Source organism: Streptomyces griseus subsp. griseus, from assembly GCF_000720255.1.
Taxonomy (GTDB): Bacteria; Actinomycetota; Actinomycetes; order Streptomycetales; family Streptomycetaceae; genus Streptomyces; species Streptomyces griseus_I.
The window spans coordinates 383,585-406,294 of record NZ_JOJE01000001.1 but is presented as its reverse complement, the minus strand read 5'-3'; the positions used below and the strand labels follow the sequence as shown (position 1 = coordinate 406,294).

The 22,710-nt window shown below is 70.2% G+C and carries 18 protein-coding genes; 16 read left to right on the top strand and 2 right to left on the bottom strand.

Annotated elements, in window-relative coordinates:
- Positions 1–165: 165 nt before the first annotated feature.
- Positions 166–774 (bottom strand): beta-class carbonic anhydrase, encoded by a 609-nt coding sequence (locus IG99_RS01835; protein ID WP_199815435.1) that lies wholly within the window; start codon positions 772–774, stop codon positions 166–168.
- Between the two features lie 282 nt (positions 775–1,056).
- On the opposite strand from IG99_RS01835, the gene rsmH reads away from it, so the two are divergent.
- The 16 genes from rsmH to IG99_RS01755 all read left to right on the top strand — a co-directional run bounded on the left by rsmH (position 1,057) and on the right by IG99_RS01755 (position 19,015).
- On the top strand, positions 1,057–2,013 hold the full coding sequence (gene rsmH / locus IG99_RS01830) for a 16S rRNA (cytosine(1402)-N(4))-methyltransferase RsmH (protein WP_078947484.1): 957 nt from the start codon (positions 1,057–1,059) through the stop codon (positions 2,011–2,013).
- Between the two features lie 63 nt (positions 2,014–2,076).
- Entirely contained in the window at positions 2,077–2,565 is a 489-nt protein-coding gene (gene ftsL / locus IG99_RS01825; RefSeq protein WP_037668873.1) for a cell division protein FtsL, read from the top strand.
- A 181-nt stretch (positions 2,566–2,746) separates the two neighbouring features.
- Entirely contained in the window at positions 2,747–4,696 is a 1,950-nt protein-coding gene (locus IG99_RS01820; RefSeq protein WP_324606124.1) for a peptidoglycan D,D-transpeptidase FtsI family protein, read from the top strand.
- Positions 4,697–4,722: 26 nt separating this feature from the next.
- A complete protein-coding gene (locus IG99_RS01815) occupies positions 4,723–6,393 on the top strand; it encodes a UDP-N-acetylmuramoyl-L-alanyl-D-glutamate--2,6-diaminopimelate ligase (protein WP_037668869.1) in 1,671 nt (556 codons plus the stop codon).
- A 4-nt stretch (positions 6,394–6,397) separates the two neighbouring features.
- Positions 6,398–7,813: a UDP-N-acetylmuramoyl-tripeptide--D-alanyl-D-alanine ligase gene (locus IG99_RS01810; protein ID WP_037668868.1), complete on the top strand. Its 1,416-nt coding sequence runs from the start codon at positions 6,398–6,400 to the stop codon at positions 7,811–7,813.
- Positions 7,810–8,883, top strand: coding sequence for a phospho-N-acetylmuramoyl-pentapeptide-transferase (gene mraY, locus IG99_RS01805; protein ID WP_037668867.1), 1,074 nt, complete (start codon positions 7,810–7,812; stop codon positions 8,881–8,883). Before IG99_RS01810 ends, mraY begins: the two co-directional genes overlap by 4 nt.
- A complete protein-coding gene (gene murD, locus IG99_RS01800; RefSeq protein ID WP_037668865.1) occupies positions 8,865–10,289 on the top strand; it encodes a UDP-N-acetylmuramoyl-L-alanine--D-glutamate ligase in 1,425 nt (474 codons plus the stop codon). Before mraY ends, murD begins: the two co-directional genes overlap by 19 nt.
- Positions 10,290–10,440: 151 nt before the next feature.
- Entirely contained in the window at positions 10,441–11,802 is a 1,362-nt protein-coding gene (gene ftsW / locus IG99_RS01795; protein WP_037668864.1) for a putative lipid II flippase FtsW, read from the top strand.
- 6 nt (positions 11,803–11,808) lie between these two features.
- On the top strand, positions 11,809–12,897 hold the full coding sequence (gene murG / locus IG99_RS01790) for an undecaprenyldiphospho-muramoylpentapeptide beta-N-acetylglucosaminyltransferase (RefSeq protein ID WP_037668862.1): 1,089 nt from the start codon (positions 11,809–11,811) through the stop codon (positions 12,895–12,897).
- A 25-nt stretch (positions 12,898–12,922) separates the two neighbouring features.
- A complete protein-coding gene (locus tag IG99_RS01785; RefSeq protein ID WP_037668860.1) occupies positions 12,923–13,717 on the top strand; it encodes a cell division protein FtsQ/DivIB in 795 nt (264 codons plus the stop codon).
- Between the two features lie 288 nt (positions 13,718–14,005).
- Positions 14,006–15,199: a cell division protein FtsZ gene (gene ftsZ / locus IG99_RS01780; protein ID WP_037668857.1), complete on the top strand. Its 1,194-nt coding sequence runs from the start codon at positions 14,006–14,008 to the stop codon at positions 15,197–15,199.
- Positions 15,196–15,924, top strand: coding sequence for a peptidoglycan editing factor PgeF (pgeF, locus tag IG99_RS01775; RefSeq protein WP_037668855.1), 729 nt, complete (start codon positions 15,196–15,198; stop codon positions 15,922–15,924). The genes ftsZ and pgeF overlap by 4 nt, the downstream gene beginning before the upstream one ends.
- Positions 15,925–15,930: 6 nt before the next feature.
- Entirely contained in the window at positions 15,931–16,650 is a 720-nt protein-coding gene (locus IG99_RS01770) for a YggS family pyridoxal phosphate-dependent enzyme (protein WP_037668853.1), read from the top strand.
- Positions 16,651–16,776: 126 nt separating this feature from the next.
- Entirely contained in the window at positions 16,777–17,418 is a 642-nt protein-coding gene (locus IG99_RS01765; RefSeq protein ID WP_037668849.1) for a cell division protein SepF, read from the top strand.
- A 74-nt stretch (positions 17,419–17,492) separates the two neighbouring features.
- The gene (locus tag IG99_RS01760) at positions 17,493–17,777 is read left to right on the top strand and encodes a YggT family protein (RefSeq protein ID WP_037668845.1); all 285 of its coding nucleotides are present in this window, start codon (positions 17,493–17,495) and stop codon (positions 17,775–17,777) included.
- 56 nt (positions 17,778–17,833) lie between these two features.
- Positions 17,834–19,015, top strand: coding sequence for a DivIVA domain-containing protein (locus IG99_RS01755; protein ID WP_037668843.1), 1,182 nt, complete (start codon positions 17,834–17,836; stop codon positions 19,013–19,015).
- A 179-nt stretch (positions 19,016–19,194) separates the two neighbouring features.
- On the opposite strand, the gene ileS is transcribed toward IG99_RS01755, so the two are convergent.
- On the bottom strand, positions 19,195–22,353 hold the full coding sequence (gene ileS / locus IG99_RS01750) for an isoleucine--tRNA ligase (protein ID WP_037668841.1): 3,159 nt from the start codon (positions 22,351–22,353) through the stop codon (positions 19,195–19,197).
- Between the last annotated feature and the right edge of the window lie 357 nt (positions 22,354–22,710).

Here is a 22,710-nt window from a genome sequence, read left to right as displayed (position 1 = left end):
GGACACCAGCCGAGAAAAACTCAGTGGTGTCACACCGGCATTCTTGCTGCCGTTACCGATTCGTGTCACTCGCCTGTGGACAACTGCCCGCGATATGTCGGTCTTAACGCCTTATGCGGGGCGAGGGGCGGGAGGTTGCCGGGAAACGAGCGTGACGTGGAACGGTTACGCCGGGTCGACCTCGCGCAACATGCCCGTCCTCACGTCGAAGACGAAGCCGCGCACGTCGTCGGTGTGCAGCATGAACGGCGAGGTGCGCACCCGCTGCATCGACTGCCGCACGTCCTGGTCGACGTCCCGGAAGGCCTCCACCGCCCACGCGGGGCGCTGGCCCACCTCCATCTCCAGCTCCGTGCGGAAGTCCTCGGTGATCGCCTCCAGGCCGCAGCCGGTGTGGTGGATCAGGACCACGCTGCGGGTGCCGAGCTTGCGCTGGCTGATGGTGAGCGAGCGGATCACGTCGTCGGTGACCACTCCGCCCGCGTTGCGGATGGTGTGGCAGTCACCGAGTTCGAGGCCCAACGCGGCGTGCAGGTCGATACGGGCGTCCATGCAGGCCACGACCGCGACACGGAGGACGGGGCGGGCGTCCATGCCGGGGTCGGTGAACGCGGCGGCGTACCGTTCGTTCGCCTCGACGAGACGGTCGGTGACGGTGCCGGTCGTTATGGCGCCTTCGGACGTGGTGGGAACGGATGCGGAGGTCGTCATAAGCATGACGGTACTGGTCACAGGCGTTCCGGTCCTGTTGTGAGAGGGGAAAAAGTCCGTCATGACGGCCTGTGTGAGGTAATCCACAAGGGTGGCGAGAGCGCGCCCACACGGGTGTTTCCGACCGGTTCGTCACGTGGTGCTCGGGTCCGTCCGCCACGCGCGGGCCGGTTGATTGACCGTGTGACACGGTGCACTAAAGTGACGCGAAGCGGGAGGCGAGGCTCTCCCTGCTGGACTGAATTCCCCGGGACCCGGCGAGCCCGCCGGAGATCTCCCCACGTGCGCGGCGCGTACGTACGGCTCGGCCTCGCGTACGGCCCGTGCCGGACCTGAGAGGGCCCCTTGAGCCAGAGTCGACACGTCCCGGTGATGCTCCAGCGGTGCCTGGACCTGCTGGCACCCGCGCTGCAGGAGCCGGGAGCGGTGGTCGTCGACTGCACGCTGGGCCTCGGCGGCCACAGCGAGGCGCTGCTGGAGAGCTTCCCGGAGGCCCGGCTCGTCGCCCTCGACCGCGACAAGGAGGCGCTGCGCCTGTCCGGCGAGCGCCTGGCGCCCCACGGGGAGCGCGCCACGCTCGTGCACGCGGTCTACGACGAGCTGCCCGACGTACTCGACCGGCTCGGCATCGCGCGCGTGCAGGGTGTCCTGTTCGACCTCGGCGTCTCCTCCATGCAACTCGACGAGGCCGACCGCGGCTTCGCCTACGCCCAGGACGCTCCCCTCGACATGCGGATGGACCAGACGGCCGGTGTCAGCGCGGCCGAGGTCCTCAACACCTACCCGCCAGGCGAACTCGTGCGGATCCTGCGCGCCTACGGCGAGGAGAAGCAGGCCAAGCGGATCGTGGCCGCCGTCGTGCGCGAGCGCGAGAAGGAGCCGTTCAGCAACAGCGCACGGCTCGTCGAGCTGATCCGGGACGCGCTCCCGCAGGCCGTCAAGCGCACCGGCGGCAACCCGGCCAAGCGCACCTTCCAGGCGCTGCGCATCGAGGTCAACGGCGAGCTGACCGTCCTGGAGCGCGCGATCCCGGCCGCCGTGAAGGCGCTCGACGTGGGCGGGCGGATCGCCGTCCTGTCGTACCACTCGCTCGAGGACCGCCTGGTGAAGCAGGTCTTCGCGGCCGGCGCCGCCTCCACCGCCCCGCCCGGACTGCCGGTCGTCCCCGAGCGCTACCAGCCCCGGCTCAAGCTGCTCACGCGCGGTGCCGAACTTCCCACCGAGGAAGAGGTCGCCGAGAACCGGCGGGCGGCCCCCGCGCGGCTGCGCGGGGCCCAGCGCATCAGGGAGTCCATCGAGTGACGAGCGTGACGCAGGCCAAGGGGCGGGCGGCCGGGTGGGAAACTCGAACTCGAGGGAGGGCGGGTGAGTAGGAAACCCGAACTGAGGGGGAGAGCTGCCCGCCTCGCACGGCTCTTCCCCGGGGCCACGGGCCCCGGACAGGCGGCCCGCACGCCCTTCGTCCTCCTCGTCGTCCTCCTCCTCGGCGGCGGCCTCATCGGGCTGCTGATGCTGAACTCCGCGCTCAGCGAGGGCGCGTTCAAGATGGACGACCTCCAGCAGGACACCAAGAACCTCACCGACGAGGAACAGGCACTCCAGCGGGACATCGACGCCTACTCCGCCCCCGAGGCCCTCCAGCGGCGCGCCCGCGAGCTCGGCATGCTGCCCGGCGGCGACCCCGCGTTCCTCGACCCCGACGGCACCGTCAAGGGCGTCCCCAGCCCCGCCCCCGCCGCCGGCGGTGCCCGGACGTCCATGAGCGCCCCGCTGGTCCTCGCCCCCGAGGCGCTGACCGCGGCCGCCTCCACCACGGCCCAGCCCTCCCCGCCCACCACGACCCCCGGCAGGTGACGGAAGTGTCCGACAGGGAACCGCCGCGCGGTCACGTGTCGTGTTCCGCCGTGGCCTCTGTGGCCAGGCGCATGTTCGCGGGCGTGTCCGCTGTGAAGGCTCCGGCTGTGGCCGTGGCTCTCGCGCCGGGCTTGCCGGCCCCGCCCTCCCCGCCCACCACGACCCCCGGCAGGTGACGGAAGTGTCCGACAGGGAACCGCCGCGCCGCCGTGTGCCCGGCCCCGCCCGGCCTGCCCGCCCCGGCAACCAGCGGCGCCCCGGGCCCGGGGCCCGCCCGGCCCGCCGCCCGGGCCGGCCCCGCTCCGGTGCCCCCCGCCTCATCCGGCTCGGCAGTCCCCGCCCCCGGCTGCGCCTGGTCGGTCTGGCGCTGACCCTGGTGATGGTCGCCTTCGTCGTACGGCTGCTGCAGGTCCAGGCGGTCGACGCGAGCACGTACGCGGCCAAGGCCGAGCGCAACCGCTACGTCGGCTACGTCCTGGCCGCCGAGCGCGGCGGGATCACCGACCGCTCCGGCGTGGCGCTGGCCACCAGCGTCGACGCCTACGACATCACGGCCGACCCCACGATGTTCACGAGCAAGCAGCTCAAGGTCGGCGACGGGCCGGAGCAGGCGGCCGCCCTGCTGGCGCCGATCCTCGGCCAGGACCAGGAGACGCTGACCAAGAAGCTGAAGACGAAGGGCCAGTACGTCATGCTGGCCCGTCGTCAGACCCCGCAGGTCTGGAAGCAGATCAAGGACCTGCGCACCGCACTGGTCGCCAAGGGCAAGACCGACCCCTCCACCGTGAACGTCCTCGCGGGCGTCTTCTCCGTCTCCAGCAGCAAACGCGTCTACCCCAACGGCGACCTGGCCGCCGGGATACTGGGCTGGGTCAACGACGAGGGCAAGGGCGGCGGCGGTGTCGAACAGCAGCTGAACGGGCTGCTGGCCGGCAAGGACGGCAAGATCCGCTACGCCCAGTCCGGCGGCCGCCAGGTGCCCACCGCGGGCTCCACCGAGACGCCCGCCGTGCCCGGGTCCGACGTCGAGCTCACCATCGACCGCGACATCCAGTGGGCCGCGCAGAACGCCATCACGGACCAGGTGAAGGAGTCCAAGGCCGACCGCGGCTACGTGGTCGTCCAGGACACCCGGACCGGCGAGGTCCTCGCCATGGCGAACTCGCCCGGCTTCGACCCCAACGACCTCTCCCAGGCCAACTCGGCCGCCATGGGCAACGCGGCGCTCCAGGACGCCTACGAGCCCGGCTCCACCGCCAAGGTCATGTCGATGGCCGCCGTGCTGGAGGAGGACGCCGCGACACCGCTGACCCACGTCGTCGTGCCCAACCGGCTGCACCGCGGCGACCGGCTCTTCAAGGACGACATCGACCACCCGACCTGGTACCTCACGCTCAACGGCGTGCTCGCCAAGTCCAGCAACATCGGCACCATCCTGGCGACCGGCCAGCTCGGCAAGACGCAGAAGCAGGCCAACCAGGTCCTCTACTCCTACCTGCGCAAGTTCGGCATCGGCGGCTACACCGGACTCGACTTCCCCGGCGAGACCAAGGGCATCCTCGCGCCGGCGGACAAGTGGTCGACCTCGCAGCAGTACACGATTCCTTTCGGCCAGGGTGTGTCCATCAACGCGATGCAGGCGGCGTCGGTCTACTCGACGATCGCCAACGGCGGCGTACGCGTCGAACCGACGCTGGTGCGCGGCACGAAGGGACCCGACGGACGTTTCGATCCCGCCGCGAAGCCGAAGAAGACAAGGGTCGTCAGCGCGAAGACGGCGAAGACGCTCGCCCAGATGCTGGAGTCGGTGGTGGACGACGAGGAAGGAACGGGAACCAAGGCGCGCATCCCCGGCTATCGGGTGGCGGGCAAGACCGGTACGGCGAACCGCGTGGATCCGGCCACCGGCAAGTACCACGGCTACACCTCGTCCTTCGCCGGCTTCGCCCCCGCCGACAAGCCCCGCATCACCGTCTACTGCGCCATCCAGAACGCGACCACGGGCAGCTACTTCGGTGGCCAGATCTGTGGCCCCGTCTACAAGCAGGTGATGGAGTTCGCGCTCAAGACGCTCCAGATCCCGCCCACCGGTGCGAAGGCCGCCAAGCTGCCCGTCTCCTACCGACCCTGATCAGCGCAACCAGCCAGGAACGCTCCGTGACCATGATCACTCCCGATCCCGGGGACCGCACTCCGTCCGCCCCCTCGCCCACGCCCTCGCTTCGCTCCGGAGCGGGTACGCCCGGTACGCTCACCGCCGTGCCACACGCTGATCAGTCCCAAACCACCCAGAAGGGCCACCCCGTGACATATCCGGGACCGCCCAGGCCGGTCCGGGTCTCCGCCGCACCCCTCGCGGAGCTCGCCGATCAGCTGGGTGCCGAGCAGCCGGGGAGCGCCGCCGAGGTCACGGGCATCACCCATGACTCGCGCGCCGTCCGCCCCGGCGACCTGTACGCCGCCCTGCCGGGCGCCCGCCTGCACGGCGCAGACTTCGTGACCCAGGCCGCGGGCCTCGGCGCGGTCGCCGTGCTCACCGACCCGACGGGCGCCGAACGCGCCGCGGCCACCGGCCTGCCGGTCCTGGTCGTCGACGACCCGCGCGCGCGGATGGGCGAGCTGGCCGCCACGATCTACGGTCACCCGGGCCGCGACCTGCTCCAGATCGGCATCACCGGAACCTCGGGCAAGACCACCACCGCCTACCTCGTCGAGGGCGGCCTGCGGGCGGCCGAACGGGCCACCGGCCTCATCGGCACGGTCGAGATGCGCGTCGGCGACGAGCGCATCAAGTCCGAGCGCACCACCCCCGAAGCCACCGACCTGCAGGCCCTGTTCGCGGTCATGCGGGAGCGCGGCGTCGAGGCGGTCGCCATGGAGGTCTCCAGCCACGCTCTGGTCCTCGGCCGGGTCGACGGCTGCGTCTTCGACATCGCCGTCTTCAACAACCTCAGCCCGGAGCACATGGAGTTCCACTCCGGCATGGAGGACTACTTCCAGGCCAAGGCACAGCTGTTCACGCCCGAACGCAGCAAACTCGGCGTGGTCAACTTCGACGACGACTACGGCCGGCGGCTGGTGCGGGAGGCCACCGTCCCGGTGGTCACCTACTCGGCCGAGGGCCACCCCGACGCCGACTGGCGCGCCGAGGACGTCGAGGTGGGCCCGCTGGACTCGACGTTCACGATCGTCGGCCCCGACGGCCGGCGCGTTTCCGCCAAGTCGCCGCTGGCGGGCCCGTTCAACGTCGCCAACAGCCTCGCCGCCGTCGTCGCCCTCGCCTGCGCCGGGTTCGACCCGCAGACCGCCGCCGACGGCGTCGCCGCCGTGCCGGGTGTGCCGGGGCGCCTGGAGCGCGTGGACGTCGGGCAGCCCTACCTCGCGGTCGTCGACTACGCCCACAAGACGGACGCCGTCGAGTCGGTGCTGCGGGCCCTGCGCAAGGTCACCAAGGGCCGGGTGCACATCGTGGTCGGCTGCGGCGGCGACCGGGACCGCACCAAGCGCGGCCCGATGGGCGCCGCCGCGGCCCGCCTCGCCGACACGGCCGTACTGACCTCCGACAATCCCCGCTCCGAGGACCCGCTGGCGATCCTCGCCACCATGCTCGAGGGCGCCGCGTCCGTGCCCTCGCACGAGCGTGGCGAGGTGCTGCTGTTCGAGGACCGCGCCGCGGCGATCGAAGCCGTCGTCGGCCGCGCGCAGCCCGGGGACACCGTGCTGATCGCGGGCAAGGGCCACGAGCAGGGCCAGGACATCGCCGGGGTGGTGCGTCCCTTCGACGACCGCCAGGTGCTTCGCGAAGCTATCCAGAAGACCCAGGGATGAACTTGTGATCGCCCTCTCCCTCGCCGAGATCGCAGCAGCCGTCGGCGGGCAGACACACGACATACCGGATTCGTCGGTGCAGGTCACCGGGCCGGTGGTCCGGGACTCCCGTGAGGTGGTGCCCGGCAGCCTGTTCGCCGCCTTCGTCGGCGAGCGGGTCGACGGCCACGACTACGCACCGGCAGTGGTCGAGGCGGGCGCGGCAGCCGTTCTGGCGTCGCGCCCCGTCGGCGTGCCCGCGATCGTCGTCGACGACGTCCAGACGGCCCTCGGCGCCCTCGCCCGGCACGTCGTGGCCCGCCTCGGCACGACCCTGGTGGCCCTCACCGGCTCGGCGGGCAAGACCAGCACCAAGGACCTCATCGCGCAGGTGCTCCAGCGCAAGGCCCCGACGGTGTGGACGCCCGGCTCCCTCAACAACGAGATCGGGCTGCCCCTGACCGCCCTCAGCGCCACCGAGGAGACACGGTTCCTGGTCCTGGAGATGGGCGCGCGCGGCATCGGCCACATCCGCTATCTCGCCGAACTCACGCCCCCGAAGATCGGCCTCGTCCTCAACGTCGGAACCGCCCACATCGGTGAGTTCGGCGGCCGCGAGCAGATCGCACAGGCGAAGGGCGAACTCGTCGAGGCCCTTCCGCCGGCGGAGGAGGGCGGCGCCGCGATCCTCAACGCCGACGACCCGTTGGTCCGGGCCATGGCCTCCCGTACGAAGGCGAAGGTGGTCCTTTTCGGAGAGTCCGACGAAGCGGACGTACGCGCCGAGAACGTGCGACTCACGGACACTGGACAGCCCGCGTTCAGCCTTCACACACCCTCCGGGTGCAGCGATGTGACCATGCGCCTGTACGGTGAGCACCACGTGTCGAACGCGCTCGCCGCGGCCGCCGTCGCCCATGAGCTGGGCATGTCCGCGGAAGAGATCGCCACCGCGCTCTCCGAGGCGGGCTCCCTCTCCCGCTGGCGGATGGAGGTCACCGAGCGCCCGGACGGCGTGACCATCGTCAACGACGCCTACAACGCCAACCCCGAGTCCATGCGGGCCGCTCTGCGCGCGCTCGCGGCCATGGGCCAGGGGCGGCGGACCTGGGCGGTGCTCGGCAAGATGGCCGAGCTCGGGGACGAGGCGCTCGCCGAGCACGACGCGGTCGGACGGCTCGCCGTCCGACTCAACGTCAGCAAGCTCGTCGCGGTCGGGGGGATCGAAGCCTCCTGGCTGCAACTGGGCGCATATAACGAGGGTTCGTGGGGTGAGGAGTCGGTGCACGTGTCCGACGCACAGGCGGCGATCGACCTGTTGCGCAGCGAGTTGCGCACGGGAGACGTCGTCCTCGTGAAGGCGTCCCGTTCGGTCGGGCTCGAGAGCGTGGCGCAGGCGCTCGTCGAGACCGGTACCGAGGGTGAGGTTGCCGCCCGATGATGAAGCAGATCCTGTTCGCAGGAGTCATTGGTCTGTTCCTGACCCTGGTCGGCACCCCGCTGCTGATCAAGCTGCTCGCGCGCAAGGGGTACGGCCAGTACATCCGCGACGACGGCCCGCGCGAGCACGCCAGCAAGCGCGGTACGCCGACGATGGGCGGTATCGCCTTCATCATGGCGACGATCGCCGCGTACTTCCTGTCGAAGCTCATCACGGGCAAGCCGCCGACCTACTCGGGTCTGCTGGTGCTCGGCCTGATGTTCGGCATGGGTCTGGTCGGCTTCCTCGACGACTACATCAAGATCGTGAAGCGGCGTTCGCTGGGTCTGCGGGCCAAGGCGAAGATGGCCGGCCAGCTGCTCGGCGGTATCGCGTTCGCCGTGCTCTCACTGCAGTTCGCGGACGCGCGCGGCAACACCCCGGCGTCGACGAAGCTGTCGTTCATCACGGACTTCGGCTGGACCATCGGCCCGGTGCTGTTCGTGGTCTGGGCGCTGTTCATGATCCTCGCGATGTCGAACGGCGTGAACCTCACCGACGGTCTCGACGGCCTCGCCACCGGCGCGTCCGTCCTGGTCTTCGGTGCCTACACCTTCATCGGCGTCTGGCAGTACCAGGAGTCCTGCGCCAACGGCGAGACGCTGACCAACCCGAACGCCTGTTACGAAGTGCGCGACCCGCTCGACCTCGCCGTGGTCTCCGCCGCGCTGATGGGCGCCTGCCTGGGCTTCCTGTGGTGGAACACCTCGCCGGCCAAGATCTTCATGGGTGACACCGGTTCGCTGGCGCTCGGCGGTGTGCTCGCCGGCCTCGCGATCTGCTCCCGCACCGAGCTGCTGCTCGCGCTGCTCGGCGGCCTGTTCGTGCTCATCACCATGTCGGTGGTCATCCAGGTCGGCTCCTTCCGCCTGACCGGCAAGCGGGTCTTCCGCATGGCGCCACTTCAGCATCACTTCGAACTCAAGGGCTGGTCCGAAGTCCTTGTGGTGGTCCGCTTCTGGATCATCCAGGGCATCTGTGTGATCGTCGGACTGGGCCTCTTCTACGCGGGATGGGCAGCGGACAAGTGACCGACTGGCAGGGGAAGAACGTCACCGTCGCCGGGCTCGGCGTCTCCGGGATCCCGGCGGCCAAGGTGCTGCACGGGCTCGGCGCGAAGGTCACCGTCGTCAACGACGGCGACGACACACGCGCGCGTGAGCAGGCCGCCGAACTCCAGGCGCTCGGCATCACCGTGCGCCTCGGCGACGGGGCGACCCTGCCCGAGGGCACCGACCTGATCGTCACCGCGCCCGGCTGGAAGCCGGACAAGCCGCTGTTCACGGCGGCCCGCGAGGCCGGCGTGCCGGTCTGGGGCGACGTCGAGCTGGCCTGGCGGCTGCGCGGCCCGGACGCCGCGCCCTGGCTGGCCGTCACCGGCACCAACGGCAAGACCACGACCGTCCAGATGCTCGCCTCCATCCTGAAGGCGGCGGGCCTGCGCACGGCCGCCGTCGGCAACATCGGCGTCTCCCTGCTCGACGCGGTCCTCGGCGAGGAGCAGTACGACGTCCTGGCCGTGGAGCTCTCCAGCTACCAGCTGCACTGGGCACCCTCCCTGCGCGCCCACTCCGCCGCCGTCCTCAACCTCGCCCCGGACCACCTCGACTGGCACGGCTCCATGGAGGCTTACGCCAAGGACAAGGGCCGTATCTACGAGGGCAATCGGGTCGCCTGCGTCTACAACGTGGCCGACAAGGCCACCGAGGACCTGGTGCGCGAGGCGGACGTCGAGGAGGGCTGCCGGGCCGTCGGTTTCACCCTCGGCACCCCGGGCCCCTCCCAACTCGGCGTCGTGGAGGGCCTCCTGGTCGACCGCGCCTTCGTCGAGAGCCGGCAGAAGAACGCCCAGGAGCTCGCCGAGGTCTCCGACATCAACCCGCCCGCCCCGCACAACATCGCCAACGCCCTCGCCGCCGCGGCCCTCGCCCGGGCCTTCGGAGTGCCCGCCAAGGCCGTACGGGACGGCCTGCGGGCCTTCACCCCGGACGCCCACCGCATCGCGCACGTGGCCGACGTGGACGGTGTCGCCTACGTCGACGACTCCAAGGCCACCAACACGCACGCGGCGGAGGCCTCGTTGGCGGCCTACGAGTCGATCGTGTGGATCGCGGGCGGACTCGCCAAGGGCGCGACATTCGACGAGCTGGTCGCCAAGTCGGCGAAGCGGCTGCGCGGGGTCGTCCTCATCGGCGCCGACCGTGCGCTCATCCGGGAAGCCCTGGCGCGACACGCCCCCGAAGTACCCGTCGTCGACCTCGACCGGACCGACACTGGGGCGATGCTCCAGGCCGTCCAGGAGGCGCAGCGGCTCGCGGTCGCGGGCGACACGGTGCTTCTCGCCCCCGCCTGCGCCTCCATGGACATGTTCGCCAACTACAACAAGCGCGGTGACGCGTTCGCGGAGGCCGTTCGCGAACTCGGCGCGGGCACCTGACGGCGGGTCTACGCCACGACGGGTGCATCGGGACCCTTGGAGGGACGCGTGACTCGGATGTGGTCCGGATGCCACCGGCGGGTGTCCGCCGGTGACGCGGGGATGTGCCGGCCTCTCCCCGACGCGGTACACGACTGCCGGGGAGCCGCTGATGCCCGGTAGCCGTACCGGGCGGCCGCCCGCTCAGCGGCGGGTCAGCAGGCCCCCCGCCCCCCGCGCACCGCGCGAGAACCCACTCATCACCCTGTACCATCGGGCCCGGCGCGCCTGGGACCGGCCGCTGACCGCGTACTACCTGATCCTCGGCGGCAGTCTGCTGATCACCGGGCTCGGTCTGGTGATGGTCTACTCGGCCTCCCAGATCACCGCGCTGCAGATGTCGCTGCCGGGTTCGTTCTTCTTCCGCAAGCAGTTCCTGGCCGCCGCCATCGGCACCGTCCTGCTGCTGGTCGCCTCCCGGATGCCGGTGAAGCTGCACCGGGCGCTGGCCTACCCGATCCTCGCCGGGGCCGTCTTCCTGATGGCCCTGGTGCAGGTGCCGGGGATAGGGATGGCGGTCAACGGCAACCAGAACTGGATCTCGCTCGGCGGCTCCTTCCAGATCCAGCCCAGCGAATTCGGCAAGCTCGCGCTCGTGCTGTGGAGCGCCGACCTGCTCGCCCGCAAGCAGGACAAGAAGCTGCTGACCCAGTGGAAGCACATGCTGGTGCCGCTCGTACCGGTCTCCTTCCTGCTGCTCGGGCTGATCATGCTCGGCGGCGACATGGGAACGGCGATCATCCTCACGGCGATCCTGTTCGGCCTGCTGTGGCTGGCCGGCGCCCCGACCAGGCTGTTCGCCGGGGTGCTGTCGGTCGCCGCGCTGATCGGTGTGATCCTCATCAAGACCAGCCCGAACCGCATGGCCCGGCTCGCCTGCATCGGCGCCACCGAGCCCCGCTCGGGCGCCGCCGACTGCTGGCAGGCCGTGCACGGCATCTACGCCCTGGCCTCCGGCGGGATCTTCGGCTCGGGGCTCGGCGCGAGTGTGGAAAAATGGGGCCAACTCCCCGAAGCGCACACCGACTTCATCTTCGCCGTCACCGGTGAGGAACTGGGCCTCGCGGGGACGCTGTCGGTGCTCGCCCTCTTCGCGGCTCTAGGCTATGCGGGTATCCGCGTGGCCGGACGCACGGAGGACCCCTTCGTCAGGTATGCCGCGGGAGGCGTGACCACTTGGATCACGGCCCAGGCCGTGATCAACGTCGGTGCGGTGCTCGGCCTGCTGCCGATCGCCGGAGTCCCCCTCCCGCTGTTCTCCTACGGAGGATCCGCCCTGTTGCCGACCATGTTCGCCATCGGGTTGCTGATCGCCTTCGCGCGCGACGAACCCGCTGCGCGGGCGGCGCTTGCGATGCGGCAACCTCGCTTTGGTAGAAAGCGGGCGGGAGGTCCCGGGCTCGGCCGGGGGCCTCGGAGATGGAACACGATGCGACGGCGTGCCTCGGCGGCGCGCTCGTCCGGAGAGCGGTGAATTTCGGTGCATGTCGTACTCGCTGGTGGAGGGACCGCCGGCCACATCGAGCCCGCGCTCGCCCTCGCGGACGCCCTGCGCAGGCAGGATCCGACCATGGGGATCACGGCCCTGGGCACGGAGCGCGGCCTGGAGACCCGGCTCGTCCCCGAGCGGGGCTACGAGCTCGCGCTGATCCCCGCGGTGCCGCTGCCGCGCAAGCCCACCCCTGAGCTGATCACCGTCCCGGGCCGGCTGCGCGGGACGATCAAGGCCGCCGAGCAGATCCTGGAGCGCACCAAGGCGGACGCCGTCGTCGGCTTCGGCGGGTACGTCGCCCTGCCCGGTTACCTCGCCGCCAAGCGCCTCGGCGTGCCGATCGTGATCCACGAGGCGAACGCCCGCCCCGGCCTGGCCAACAAGATCGGCTCGCGGTACGCCGCCCGGGTCGCCGTCTCCACCCCGGACAGCAAGCTGCGCGACGCCCGCTACATCGGCATCCCGCTGCGCCGCTCCATCGCCACCCTGGACCGCGCCGCGGCCCGCCCCGAGGCCCGGCACATGTTCGGCCTCGACCCCAACCTGCCGACCCTGCTCGTCTCCGGCGGCTCCCAGGGCGCCCGCCGCCTCAACGAGGTGGTCCAGCAGGTCGCCCCCTGGCTCCAGCAGGCCGGGATCCAGATCCTGCACGCGGTCGGCCCGAAGAACGAACTGCCGCACGTCCAGCAGATGCCGGGAATGCCCCCCTACATCCCGGTACCGTACCTGGACCGGATGGACCTCGCGTACGCCGCGGCCGACATGATGCTCTGCCGCGCGGGCGCGATGACCGTCGCCGAGCTCTCCGCCGTCGGGCTGCCGGCCGCCTACGTCCCGCTGCCGATCGGCAACGGCGAGCAGCGGCTGAACGCCCAGCCGGTGGTGAAGGCCGGCGGCGGCCTCCTCGTCGACGACGCGGAACTGACGCCCGACTGGGTTCGGGAGAACGTCCTGCCCGTGCTCGCCGACCCGCACCGGCTGTACGAGATGTCCCGCGCCGCGGGCGAGTTCGGCCGCCGGGACGCCGACGACCTGCTCGTCGGCATGGTGTACGAGGCGATCGCCTCGCGCCGTTAGGCACGTGTGACGAGAGGGCAGGAACGTGGCCGGACCGACCACCGCGGAGCGCGGGGAACGCCAGCAGGAGTCGTCCGGCCCGCCCCTCGTCCGGCGCCTGGGGCGACGCCGACTTCGTGTGATCATCATCCTTGCGATCGCTCTCGTCTTCCTGGGCGCCGGCAGCTTGGGTGCGTTGTACGGCACCCAGTGGTTCCGCGTGGAGCGGGTGTCCGTCTCCGGTACGCGCGTGCTGACCCTGGGGGAGGTGCGCGAGGCCGCCGAGGTACCGCTCGGAGAACCGTTGATTTCCGTCGACCTCGGAGCGATCGAGGCACGATTGCGTCAGAAATTGCCCCGAATTGACACCGTTGAGGTCACCCGTTCCTGGCCTCATGGAATCGGTCTGAAAGTGGTCGAGCGCACTCCCGTTCTGATTGTCCAAAAAGCCGGAAAGTTCATCGAAGTGGACAAGGCAGGCGTCCGTTTCGCCACGGTTTCCGAAGCTCCGAAAGGCGTGCCCGCGCTGGAATTGGCCATCCCCTCCTCCGGTTCCGCCACGGCGAGTCTGCGGCGCTTCGGTGAGGACCGGCTGGTGCGCGAGGCCGTCCGGGTCGCCGGCGCCCTCCCGGCCGCCGTCGCGCACGAGACCGGGGTGGTCAAGGTGAGTTCCTACGACGCCATCTCGCTGGAGTTGAGCGGCGGACGCACCGTCGACTGGGGGAGCGGCGAGGAGGGTGCCGCCAAGGCCCGTACGCTCGGCGCTCTCATGAAAGCCGCCCCGGATGCGCGGCACTTCGACGTCAGCGTTCCCACCGCCCCGGCGTCATCAATGAGTTGACGCACATTCGCGCAGGCCAGCACCCTGGTTGGGCATGGCTACGGCTGATCACATAGGGTGAAAAGAAAAACGGGAGGTTCGGCGTGTTCGTTGAACGGGCGCCACTTGTCGACTTAGTGTCCTGTTCAGAAGACTCCAGGGAACAGACACACTGGTAACCCTAAACTTCAGCGTTAGGGTTCGGGTCGGCACTACGGACCGTCCCATTCGGCATCAGTCGTCGCATCGCGAAGCGCAGCGCGCTCCCGTGATCCGACGACCCGTAACTCGAGGCGAGAGGCCTTCGACGTGGCAGCACCGCAGAACTACCTCGCAGTCATCAAAGTCATCGGTGTCGGCGGCGGTGGTGTCAATGCCATCAACCGGATGATCGAGGTCGGTCTCAAGGGCGTCGAGTTCATCGCCATCAACACCGACGCGCAGGCGCTGTTGATGAGCGACGCCGACGTCAAGCTCGACGTCGGCCGTGAACTCACCCGCGGACTCGGCGCCGGAGCGAACCCGGCCGTCGGCCGCAAGGCCGCCGAGGACCACCGCGAGGAGATCGAGGAGGTCCTCAAGGGGGCCGACATGGTCTTCGTGACGGCCGGTGAAGGCGGCGGCACCGGCACCGGCGGCGCGCCCGTGGTGGCGAACATCGCCCGCTCCCTCGGCGCTCTCACCATCGGCGTGGTCACCCGCCCGTTCACGTTCGAGGGACGGCGGCGCGCGAACCAGGCCGAGGACGGCATCGCCGAGCTCCGCGAAGAGGTCGACACCCTCATCGTCATCCCGAACGACCGGCTGCTGTCGATCTCGGACCGTCAGGTCTCCGTCCTCGACGCGTTCAAGTCGGCCGACCAGGTCCTCCTCTCCGGTGTCCAGGGCATCACCGACCTGATCACCACCCCCGGTCTGATCAACCTCGACTTCGCCGACGTCAAGTCGGTCATGTCCGAGGCCGGTTCGGCCCTCATGGGCATCGGCTCGGCCCGCGGCGACGACCGCGCGGTGGCCGCGGCCGAGATGGCGATCTCCTCGCCGCTCCTCGAGGCGTCCATCGACGGTGCCCGGGGCGTGCTGCTCTCCATCTCCGGCGGCTCCGACCTCGGTCTGTTCGAGATCAACGAGGCCGCCCAGCTGGTCAGCGAGGCCGCCCACCCCGAGGCCAACATCATCTTCGGCGCGGTGATCGACGACGCCCTCGGCGACGAGGTCCGGGTCACCGTGATCGCGGCCGGCTTCGACGGGGGCCAGCCGCCCGCCAAGCGGGACACCGTCCTCGGCTCGTCCTCCGCCTCGGCCCGCCGCGACGAGCCGACTCCGGTACGGCAGCCCGAGAGCCGCCCGTCCTTCGGTTCGCTCGGCAGCGTGACCCCGAAGGAGGAGGCCGAGCCCGCGCCGGAGCCGGTGGCCGACCTCCCGTCCGGCCCGCCGGTCCCGCCGTCGCGGACCTACGACAGCGCCGCCGAGGAGCTGGACGTACCGGACTTCCTGAAGTGATAGGACAGCGCGAGGGCGCGAGCGGCGCGCACTTCGCCTTCACCGACCGGTGGGGTGGGGTGAGCGCCGCTCCGTATGCGGAGCTCAACCTCGGCGGCGCGGTCGGTGACGACCCCGAGGCCGTCCGGACCAACCGGGAACTGGCCGCCAAGTCGCTCGGCCTCGACCCGGGCCTCGTCGTGTGGATGAACCAGGTGCACGGCAACGACGTCGCCGAGGTCGACGGACCGTGGCAGGGCGAGACCGTTCCCCGGGTCGACGCGGTGGTGACGGCCACGCGTGGAGTCGCCCTCGCCGTGCTCACCGCCGACTGTGTGCCGGTGCTGCTGGCCGACCCGGTCGCCGGGGTGGCCGCCGCGGCCCACGCCGGCCGGCCCGGCATGATCGCCGGGGTCGTCCCCGCCGCCGTGCGGGCGATGGTGAAACTCGGTGCCGACCCCGCCCGGATCGTCGCCCGCACCGGGCCCGCCGTCTGCGGCCGGTGCTACGAGGTGCCGGAGGCGATGCGCACCGAGGTCGCCGACGTGGAGCCGGCGGCGTACGCCGAGACCAGCTGGGGCACGCCCGCCGTGGACGTCGCCGCCGGAGTGCACGCCCAGCTCGAACGGCTCGGGGTGCGCGACCGGGAGCAGTCGCCGGTGTGCACACTGGAGTCGGATGATCACTTCTCGTACCGCCGCGACCGCACCACGGGGCGACTCGCGGGATATGTCTGGCTGGGCTGATGGGACATGACGGACCGTAAGGGCGAACTCGCCGCAAATCTGGCGAAGGTCGAGCAGCGCATCGCCGCCGCGTGCGCGGCCGCCGGGCGGGAGCGTGACGAGGTGACCCTGATCGTGGTCACCAAGACCTACCCGGCGAGCGATGTGCGGCTGCTGTCCGAACTCGGCGTGCGGCACGTCGCCGAGAACCGCGACCAGGACGCGGCGCCGAAGGCCGCCGAGTGCTCGGATCTGCCCCTCACCTGGCATTTCGTGGGTCAGTTGCAGACCAATAAGGTGCGGTCCGTGGTCGGTTATGCCGGTCTTGTGCAGTCCGTCGACCGTTCCAAGCTGGTCACGGCCCTGTCGAGGGAGGCCGTACGCACCGGGCGCGAGGTGGGCTGCCTCCTCCAGGTCGCACTCGACGCCGGCGAGAGCGCGCGGGGTGAGCGCGGTGGCGTGGCGCCCGGCGCCATCGCGGAGTTGGCCGATCTGGTGGCCGGGGCTCCGGGGCTGCGGCTCGACGGACTGATGACGGTCGCGCCGTTGACCGGCGAGTATGCGGGACGCCAACAAGCGGCCTTCGAGCGGTTGATGGATTTGTCGACTGACCTGCGCCGGACCCATCCGGCTGCCAACATGGTGTCGGCAGGGATGAGTGCGGACCTCGAGCAGGCTGTGGCGGCCGGAGCGACACATGTGCGCATCGGCACCGCGGTACTCGGAGTCCGCGCCAGGCTCGGGTAACGTCGCCAAGAAGTCGGACCACAGCAGAAAATATGGTCATTACCGTCTAAAGGCGGACAAGGGCCACGTGGATCGCGGGACTTGGCAGTCGTCAGCCGATCCACCACAGAGCGGAGGACCAAGAGCATGGCCGGCGCGATGCGCAAGATGGCGGTCTACCTCGGCCTCGTGGAGGACGATGGGTACGACGGCCGAGGATTCGACCCCGACGATGATTTCGAACCCGAACTGGACCCGGAGCCCGAGCGGGACCACCGACGGCACGAGCCGTCCCACCAGTCGCACGGTGCACACCAGTCCCAAAGGGACGAACCGGTGCGAGTGGTACAGCCCCCGGCGCCGCGCGATCCCGTGCCCCATTCCGCTTCGCTCGGCGCGGAATCCGGGCGTCCGGCGCGCATCGCGCCCGTGGCATCCATCACACAAGAACGCGCAAGCCTGGAGAAGAACGCACCGGTGATCATGCCCAAGGTCGTGTCGGAACGAGAGCCGTACCGGATCACCACACTTCACCCCCGGACCTACAACGAGGCCCGTACCATCGGGGAACACTTCCGTGAAGGCACGCCGGTGATCATGAATTTGACTGAGATGGACGACACAGATGCGAAGCGACTTGTCGACTTTGCGGCCGGTTTGGTGTTTGGTCTTCACGGCAGTATCGAGCGGGTGACGCAGAAGGTGTTCCTGTTGTCGCCTGCTAACGTCGATGTCACGGCGGAGGACAAGGCCCGCATCGCAGAGGGCGGGTTCTTCAACCAGAGCTGAGACGCACGACCGGAAACAGCAGTACACGGCAGCAAGACGGCAGTATGTGAGCAGGGGAGAGGTACGCACCGATCATGAGCGTGGTCCTGGATGTCATCTACATCGCGCTGATGGTGTTCCTCATCGTGCTCATCTTCCGGTTGGTCATGGACTACGTCTTCCAGTTCGCCCGTTCATGGCAGCCCGGCAAGGCGATGGTGGTCGTTCTGGAGGCCACCTACACTGTCACCGATCCACCGCTCAAGCTTCTGCGGCGGGTCATCCCGCCGCTGCGTCTCGGGGGCGTGGCGCTCGACCTGTCCTTCTTCGTACTGATGATCATCGTTTACATCCTGATCTCGATCGTGAGCCGGCTGTGATGAGCGATGTGACCTACCGTCTTGCCGAATGCCGACGACTACGTTGAGGTGAAGAGATGCCGTTGACCCCCGAGGACGTGCGGAACAAGCAGTTCACGACCGTCCGCCTCCGAGAAGGCTATGACGAGGACGAGGTCGATGCCTTCCTCGATGAGGTCGAAGCCGAACTGACCCGCCTGCTCCGTGAGAACGAGGACCTGCGCGCCAAACTGGCCGCGGCCACGCGCGCTGCTGCCCAGAACCAGCAGAACATGCGCAAGCCGCCGGAGCAGGATCAGCAGCAGGGCGGCGGTATGCCTCAGCAGGGCGGCGGTATGCCGCAGCAGGGCATGCCGCAGCAGGGCATGCGAGGTCCCGGCGCTCCAGTGCCCGCCGGCATATCGGGCCCGCCGCAGCAGCAGATGGGTGGCCCCATGGGTGGCCCGCCCCAGCTGCCGAGCGGTGCCCCGCAGCTGCCCGCCGGTCCCGGCGGTGGTCAGGGCGGTCCCCAGGGTCCCGGTCCGATGGGCCAGGGTCCGATGGGTCAGGGCCCCATGGGTCAGGGCCCGATGGGCGGCCAGCCCCCCATGCAGCAACAGATGGGCGGTCCGATGGGCGGCCCCATGGGCGGTCCGATGGGCGGCCCCGGTCAGGGCCCCGGTGGCGACAGCGCCGCCCGTGTCCTCTCGCTGGCCCAGCAGACCGCCGACCAGGCGATCGCCGAGGCCCGCTCCGAAGCCAACAAGATCGTGGGCGAGGCGCGTTCGCGTGCCGAGGGCCTCGAGCGTGACGCCCGTGCCAAGGCCGACGCCCTGGAGCGGGACGCGCAGGAGAAGCACCGTGTCGCCATGGGCTCCCTGGAGTCCGCCCGCGCCACGCTGGAGCGCAAGGTCGAGGACCTGCGCGGCTTCGAGCGCGAGTACCGCACGCGCCTGAAGTCGTACCTCGAGTCGCAGCTGCGCCAGCTGGAGACCCAGGCCGACGACTCGCTCGCCCCGCCGCGCACCCCGGCCACGGCCTCCCTCCCGCCGTCCCCGGCGCCTTCCATGGCTCCGGCCGGCGCGAGCGCCCCGTCGTACGGCGGCAACCAGGGCATGGGTGGCGCGCCGTCTCCCGCCGCGCCGTCCTACGGCGGTCAGCAGCAGATGACGCCCGCCATGACCCAGCCCATGGCGCCGGTGCGGCCGCAGGGTCCGTCGCCGATGGGCCAGGCTCCCTCGCCGATGCGTGGGTTCCTGATCGACGAGGACGACAACTGACGGTTGGAGTTCCACTGACGGTTGGTAGTACGCCGTAGGCGTCGGCAGCGTTCAGGGCGAGGCCCCGGAATTTCTCCGGGGCCTCGCCCTTTTTACGCGCGTTGCGTCCACCAGGCATGACGGACGGGTACGACGAAGGCCCGGCCCCCTTCCGGGGGGCCGGGCCTTCGGGTTACCGGTTACGCCTTGCGCAGGCGGAAGGTCAGCGTCAGGCCCTCGTCGGTGAACGGGGTGCCGTAGCTGTCGTCCGCCTCGCCCTGGCCGCTCTGCTCATTCAAGAAGACCGTGGCCAGGACCTCGTCGGCGATGAGGCCCGCGTGTTCGGCCAGCGCCTCGGCGACGGCCGGGTCGCTCGCCGTCCAGCGCAGGGCGATCCTGTCCGCCACGTCGAGGCCGCTGTTCTTGCGGGCCTCCTGGATCAGGCGGATCGCGTCCCGTGCGAGACCGGCGCGGCGCAGGTCCTCGGTGATCTCCAGGTCCAGGGCGACGGTCGCTCCGGAGTCGGAGGCGACCGACCAGCCCTCGCGCGGGGTCTCCGTGATGATCACCTCGTCCGGGGCGAGGGTGATCGTCTCACCGTCGACCTCCACCGAGGCGGTGCCCTCACGCAGGGCCAGCGACAGCGCCGCCGCGTCGGCGTTCGCGACGGCCTTCGCCACGTCCTGGACGCGCTTGCCGAAGCGCTTGCCCAGGGCGCGGAAGTTCGCCTTCGCCGTGGTGTCGACCAGGGAGCCGCCGACTTCCGAGAGGGAGGCCAGTGACTCGACGTTGAGCTCTTCGGTGATCTGCGTGTGCAGTTCGGGGGAGAGGGTGCCGAAGCCGGTGGCCGCGATCAGGGCGCGCCGCAGCGGCTGGCGGGTCTTAACCCCCGACTCCGCGCGGGTGGCACGGCCCAGCTCCACCAGGCGGCGCACCAGCACCATCTGCCGCGACAGTTCCGGGTCGATCGCGGACAGGTCCGCCTCGGGCCAGGAGGACAGGTGCACCGACTCGGGAGCGCCCGGGCTGACCGGCACGATCATGTCCTGCCAGACCCGCTCGGTGATGAACGGGGTCAAGGGGGCCATCAGCCGGGTGACCGTCTCGACGACCTCGTGCAGGGTGCGCAGGGCCGCCTTGTCGCCCTGCCAGAAACGGCGCCGGGAGCGACGGACGTACCAGTTCGACAGGTCGTCGACGAACGCCGAGAGGAGCTTGCCGGCGCGCTGGGTGTCGTAGGCCTCCAGGGACTGGGTGACCTGGTCGGTGAGCGCGTGCAGTTCGGACAGCAGCCAGCGGTCGAGCAGCGGGCGGTCGGCCGGGGCGGGGTCGGCCTGGGACGGGGCCCAGCCGGAGGTGCGGGCGTAGAGGGCCTGGAAGGCGACGGTGTTCCAGTAGGTGAGGAGCGTCTTGCGGACGACTTCCTGGATGGTGCCGTGACCGACGCGGCGGGCCGCCCAGGGGGAGCCGCCGGCCGCCATGAACCAGCGCACGGCGTCGGCGCCGTGCTGGTCCATGAGCGGGATCGGCTGCAGGATGTTGCCCAGGTGCTTGGACATCTTGCGGCCGTCCTCGGCGAGGATGTGGCCGAGGCAGACGACGTTCTCGTACGACGTCTTGTCGAAGACCAGGGTGCCGACCGCCATCAGCGTGTAGAACCAGCCGCGGGTCTGGTCGATGGCCTCGCTGATGAACTGTGCCGGGTAGCGGGACTCGAAGAGTTCCTTGTTCTTGTACGGGTAGCCCCACTGCGCGAACGGCATCGAACCCGAGTCGTACCAGGCGTCGATGACCTCCGGCACGCGCGTGGCCGTCCGGCCGCAGCCGTCCTTGGGGCAGGCGAAGGTGACGTCGTCGATGAACGGGCGGTGCGGGTCCAGCTCCGACTGGTCGGCGCCGGTCAGCTCGGTGAGCTCCGCGCGCGAGCCGACGCAGGTGAGGTGGTCGTCCTCGCAGCGCCAGATCGGCAGCGGGGTGCCCCAGTAGCGGTTGCGGGAAAGGGCCCAGTCGATGTTGTTGTTCAGCCAGTCGCCGTACCGGCCGTGCTTGACGCTCTCCGGGAACCAGTTGGTGTTCTCGTTCTCCTGGAGGAGGCGGTCCTTGATCGCGGTGGTTCGGATGTACCAGGACGGCTGCGCGTAGTAGAGGAGCGCGGTGTGGCAGCGCCAGCAGTGCGGGTAGCTGTGCTCGTACGGGATGTGCTTGAAGAGGAGGCCGCGCTGCTGGAGGTCCTCGGTGAGCTTCTCGTCCGCCTTCTTGAAGAAGACGCCGCCGACGAGGGGGACGTCCGCGGCGAAGGTGCCGTCCGGGAGGACCGGGTTCACCACGGGCAGGCCGTAGGCGCGGCAGACCTTGAGGTCGTCCTCACCGAAGGCGGGGGACTGGTGGACCAGACCCGTGCCGTCCTCGGTGGTGACGTACTCGGCGTTGACGACGTAATGGGCTTCCGCCGGGAACTCGACGAGCTCGAACGGTCGTTGATAGGTCCAGCGCTCCATTTCGGCGCCGGTGAAGGTCTGCCCGGTGGTCTCCCAGCCCTCGCCGAGCGCCTTCTCGAGGAGCGGCTCGGCGACGACGAGCTTCTCCTCACCGTTGGTCGCGACGGCGTAGGTGACCTCGGGGTGCGCGGCGACGGCCGTGTTGGACACCAGGGTCCAGGGGGTCGTCGTCCACACCAGGAGCGCGGCTTCGCCGGCGAGCGGACCGGAGGTGAGCGGGAAACGGACGTACACGGACGGGTCGACGACCGTCTCGTAGCCCTGGGCCAGCTCGTGGTCGGAGAGGCCGGTGCCGCAGCGCGGGCACCAGGGGGCGACACGGTGGTCCTGGACCAGCAGGCCCTTGTTGAAGATCTCCTTGAGCGACCACCAGACCGACTCGATGTACTCGGGGTCCATCGTGACGTAGGCGTCGTTGAGGTCGACCCAGTAGCCCATGCGGGTCGTGAGCTCTTCGAAGGCGTCGGTGTGGCGCAGCACGGACTCGCGGCACCTGGCGTTGAACTCGGCGATGCCGAACGCCTCGATGTCCTTCTTGCCGCTGAAGCCGAGCTCCTTCTCGACCGTCAGCTCCACCGGGAGGCCGTGGCAGTCCCAGCCGGCTTTGCGGGCCACGTGGTAGCCGCGCATGGTGCGGAAGCGGGGGAAGACGTCCTTGAAGACGCGGGCCTCGATGTGGTGGGCGCCGGGCATGCCGTTGGCGGTGGGCGGGCCCTCGTAGAACACCCACTCGGGGCGGCCCTCGGACTGCTCCAGGCTCTTGGCGAAGATCTTCTGCTCGCGCCAGAAGTCGAGCACCGCGTGCTCGAGCGCGGGCAGGTCGACCTGGGCGGGCACCTGGCGGTACGTCGGCGTTGTCATCAGCGAGCTTCCTCCGGCGGACTTGCTGCCTTCCGTCGGAGGGACGAGAGCTGTTCTTCCTGTCGACGCCGTGTGCGGCGCGCTCCCGCGGTACCACCCTCCTTGGCCCGCCCGTACTTCCTGTGCACGGGTGAGCCCCCTCATTGGGGTCGCGATGCCGGTTCTACCGGCCCTGGCCGATCGGCTGGGGCTTTCTTCCGGCGGCTCCGGGGTGATCTTCACGTCGCGCTCGCCCCCGGGCTCTCACCGTCCCCGGGTCGCTCTGGGCTGCGTACGCCGCTACTCGTCCCCATCCACGCTTTTCGCTCCGCCCAGTGTACGGCGCCGGACGGACAGGGGCGGACCGGTTTTCCCGGG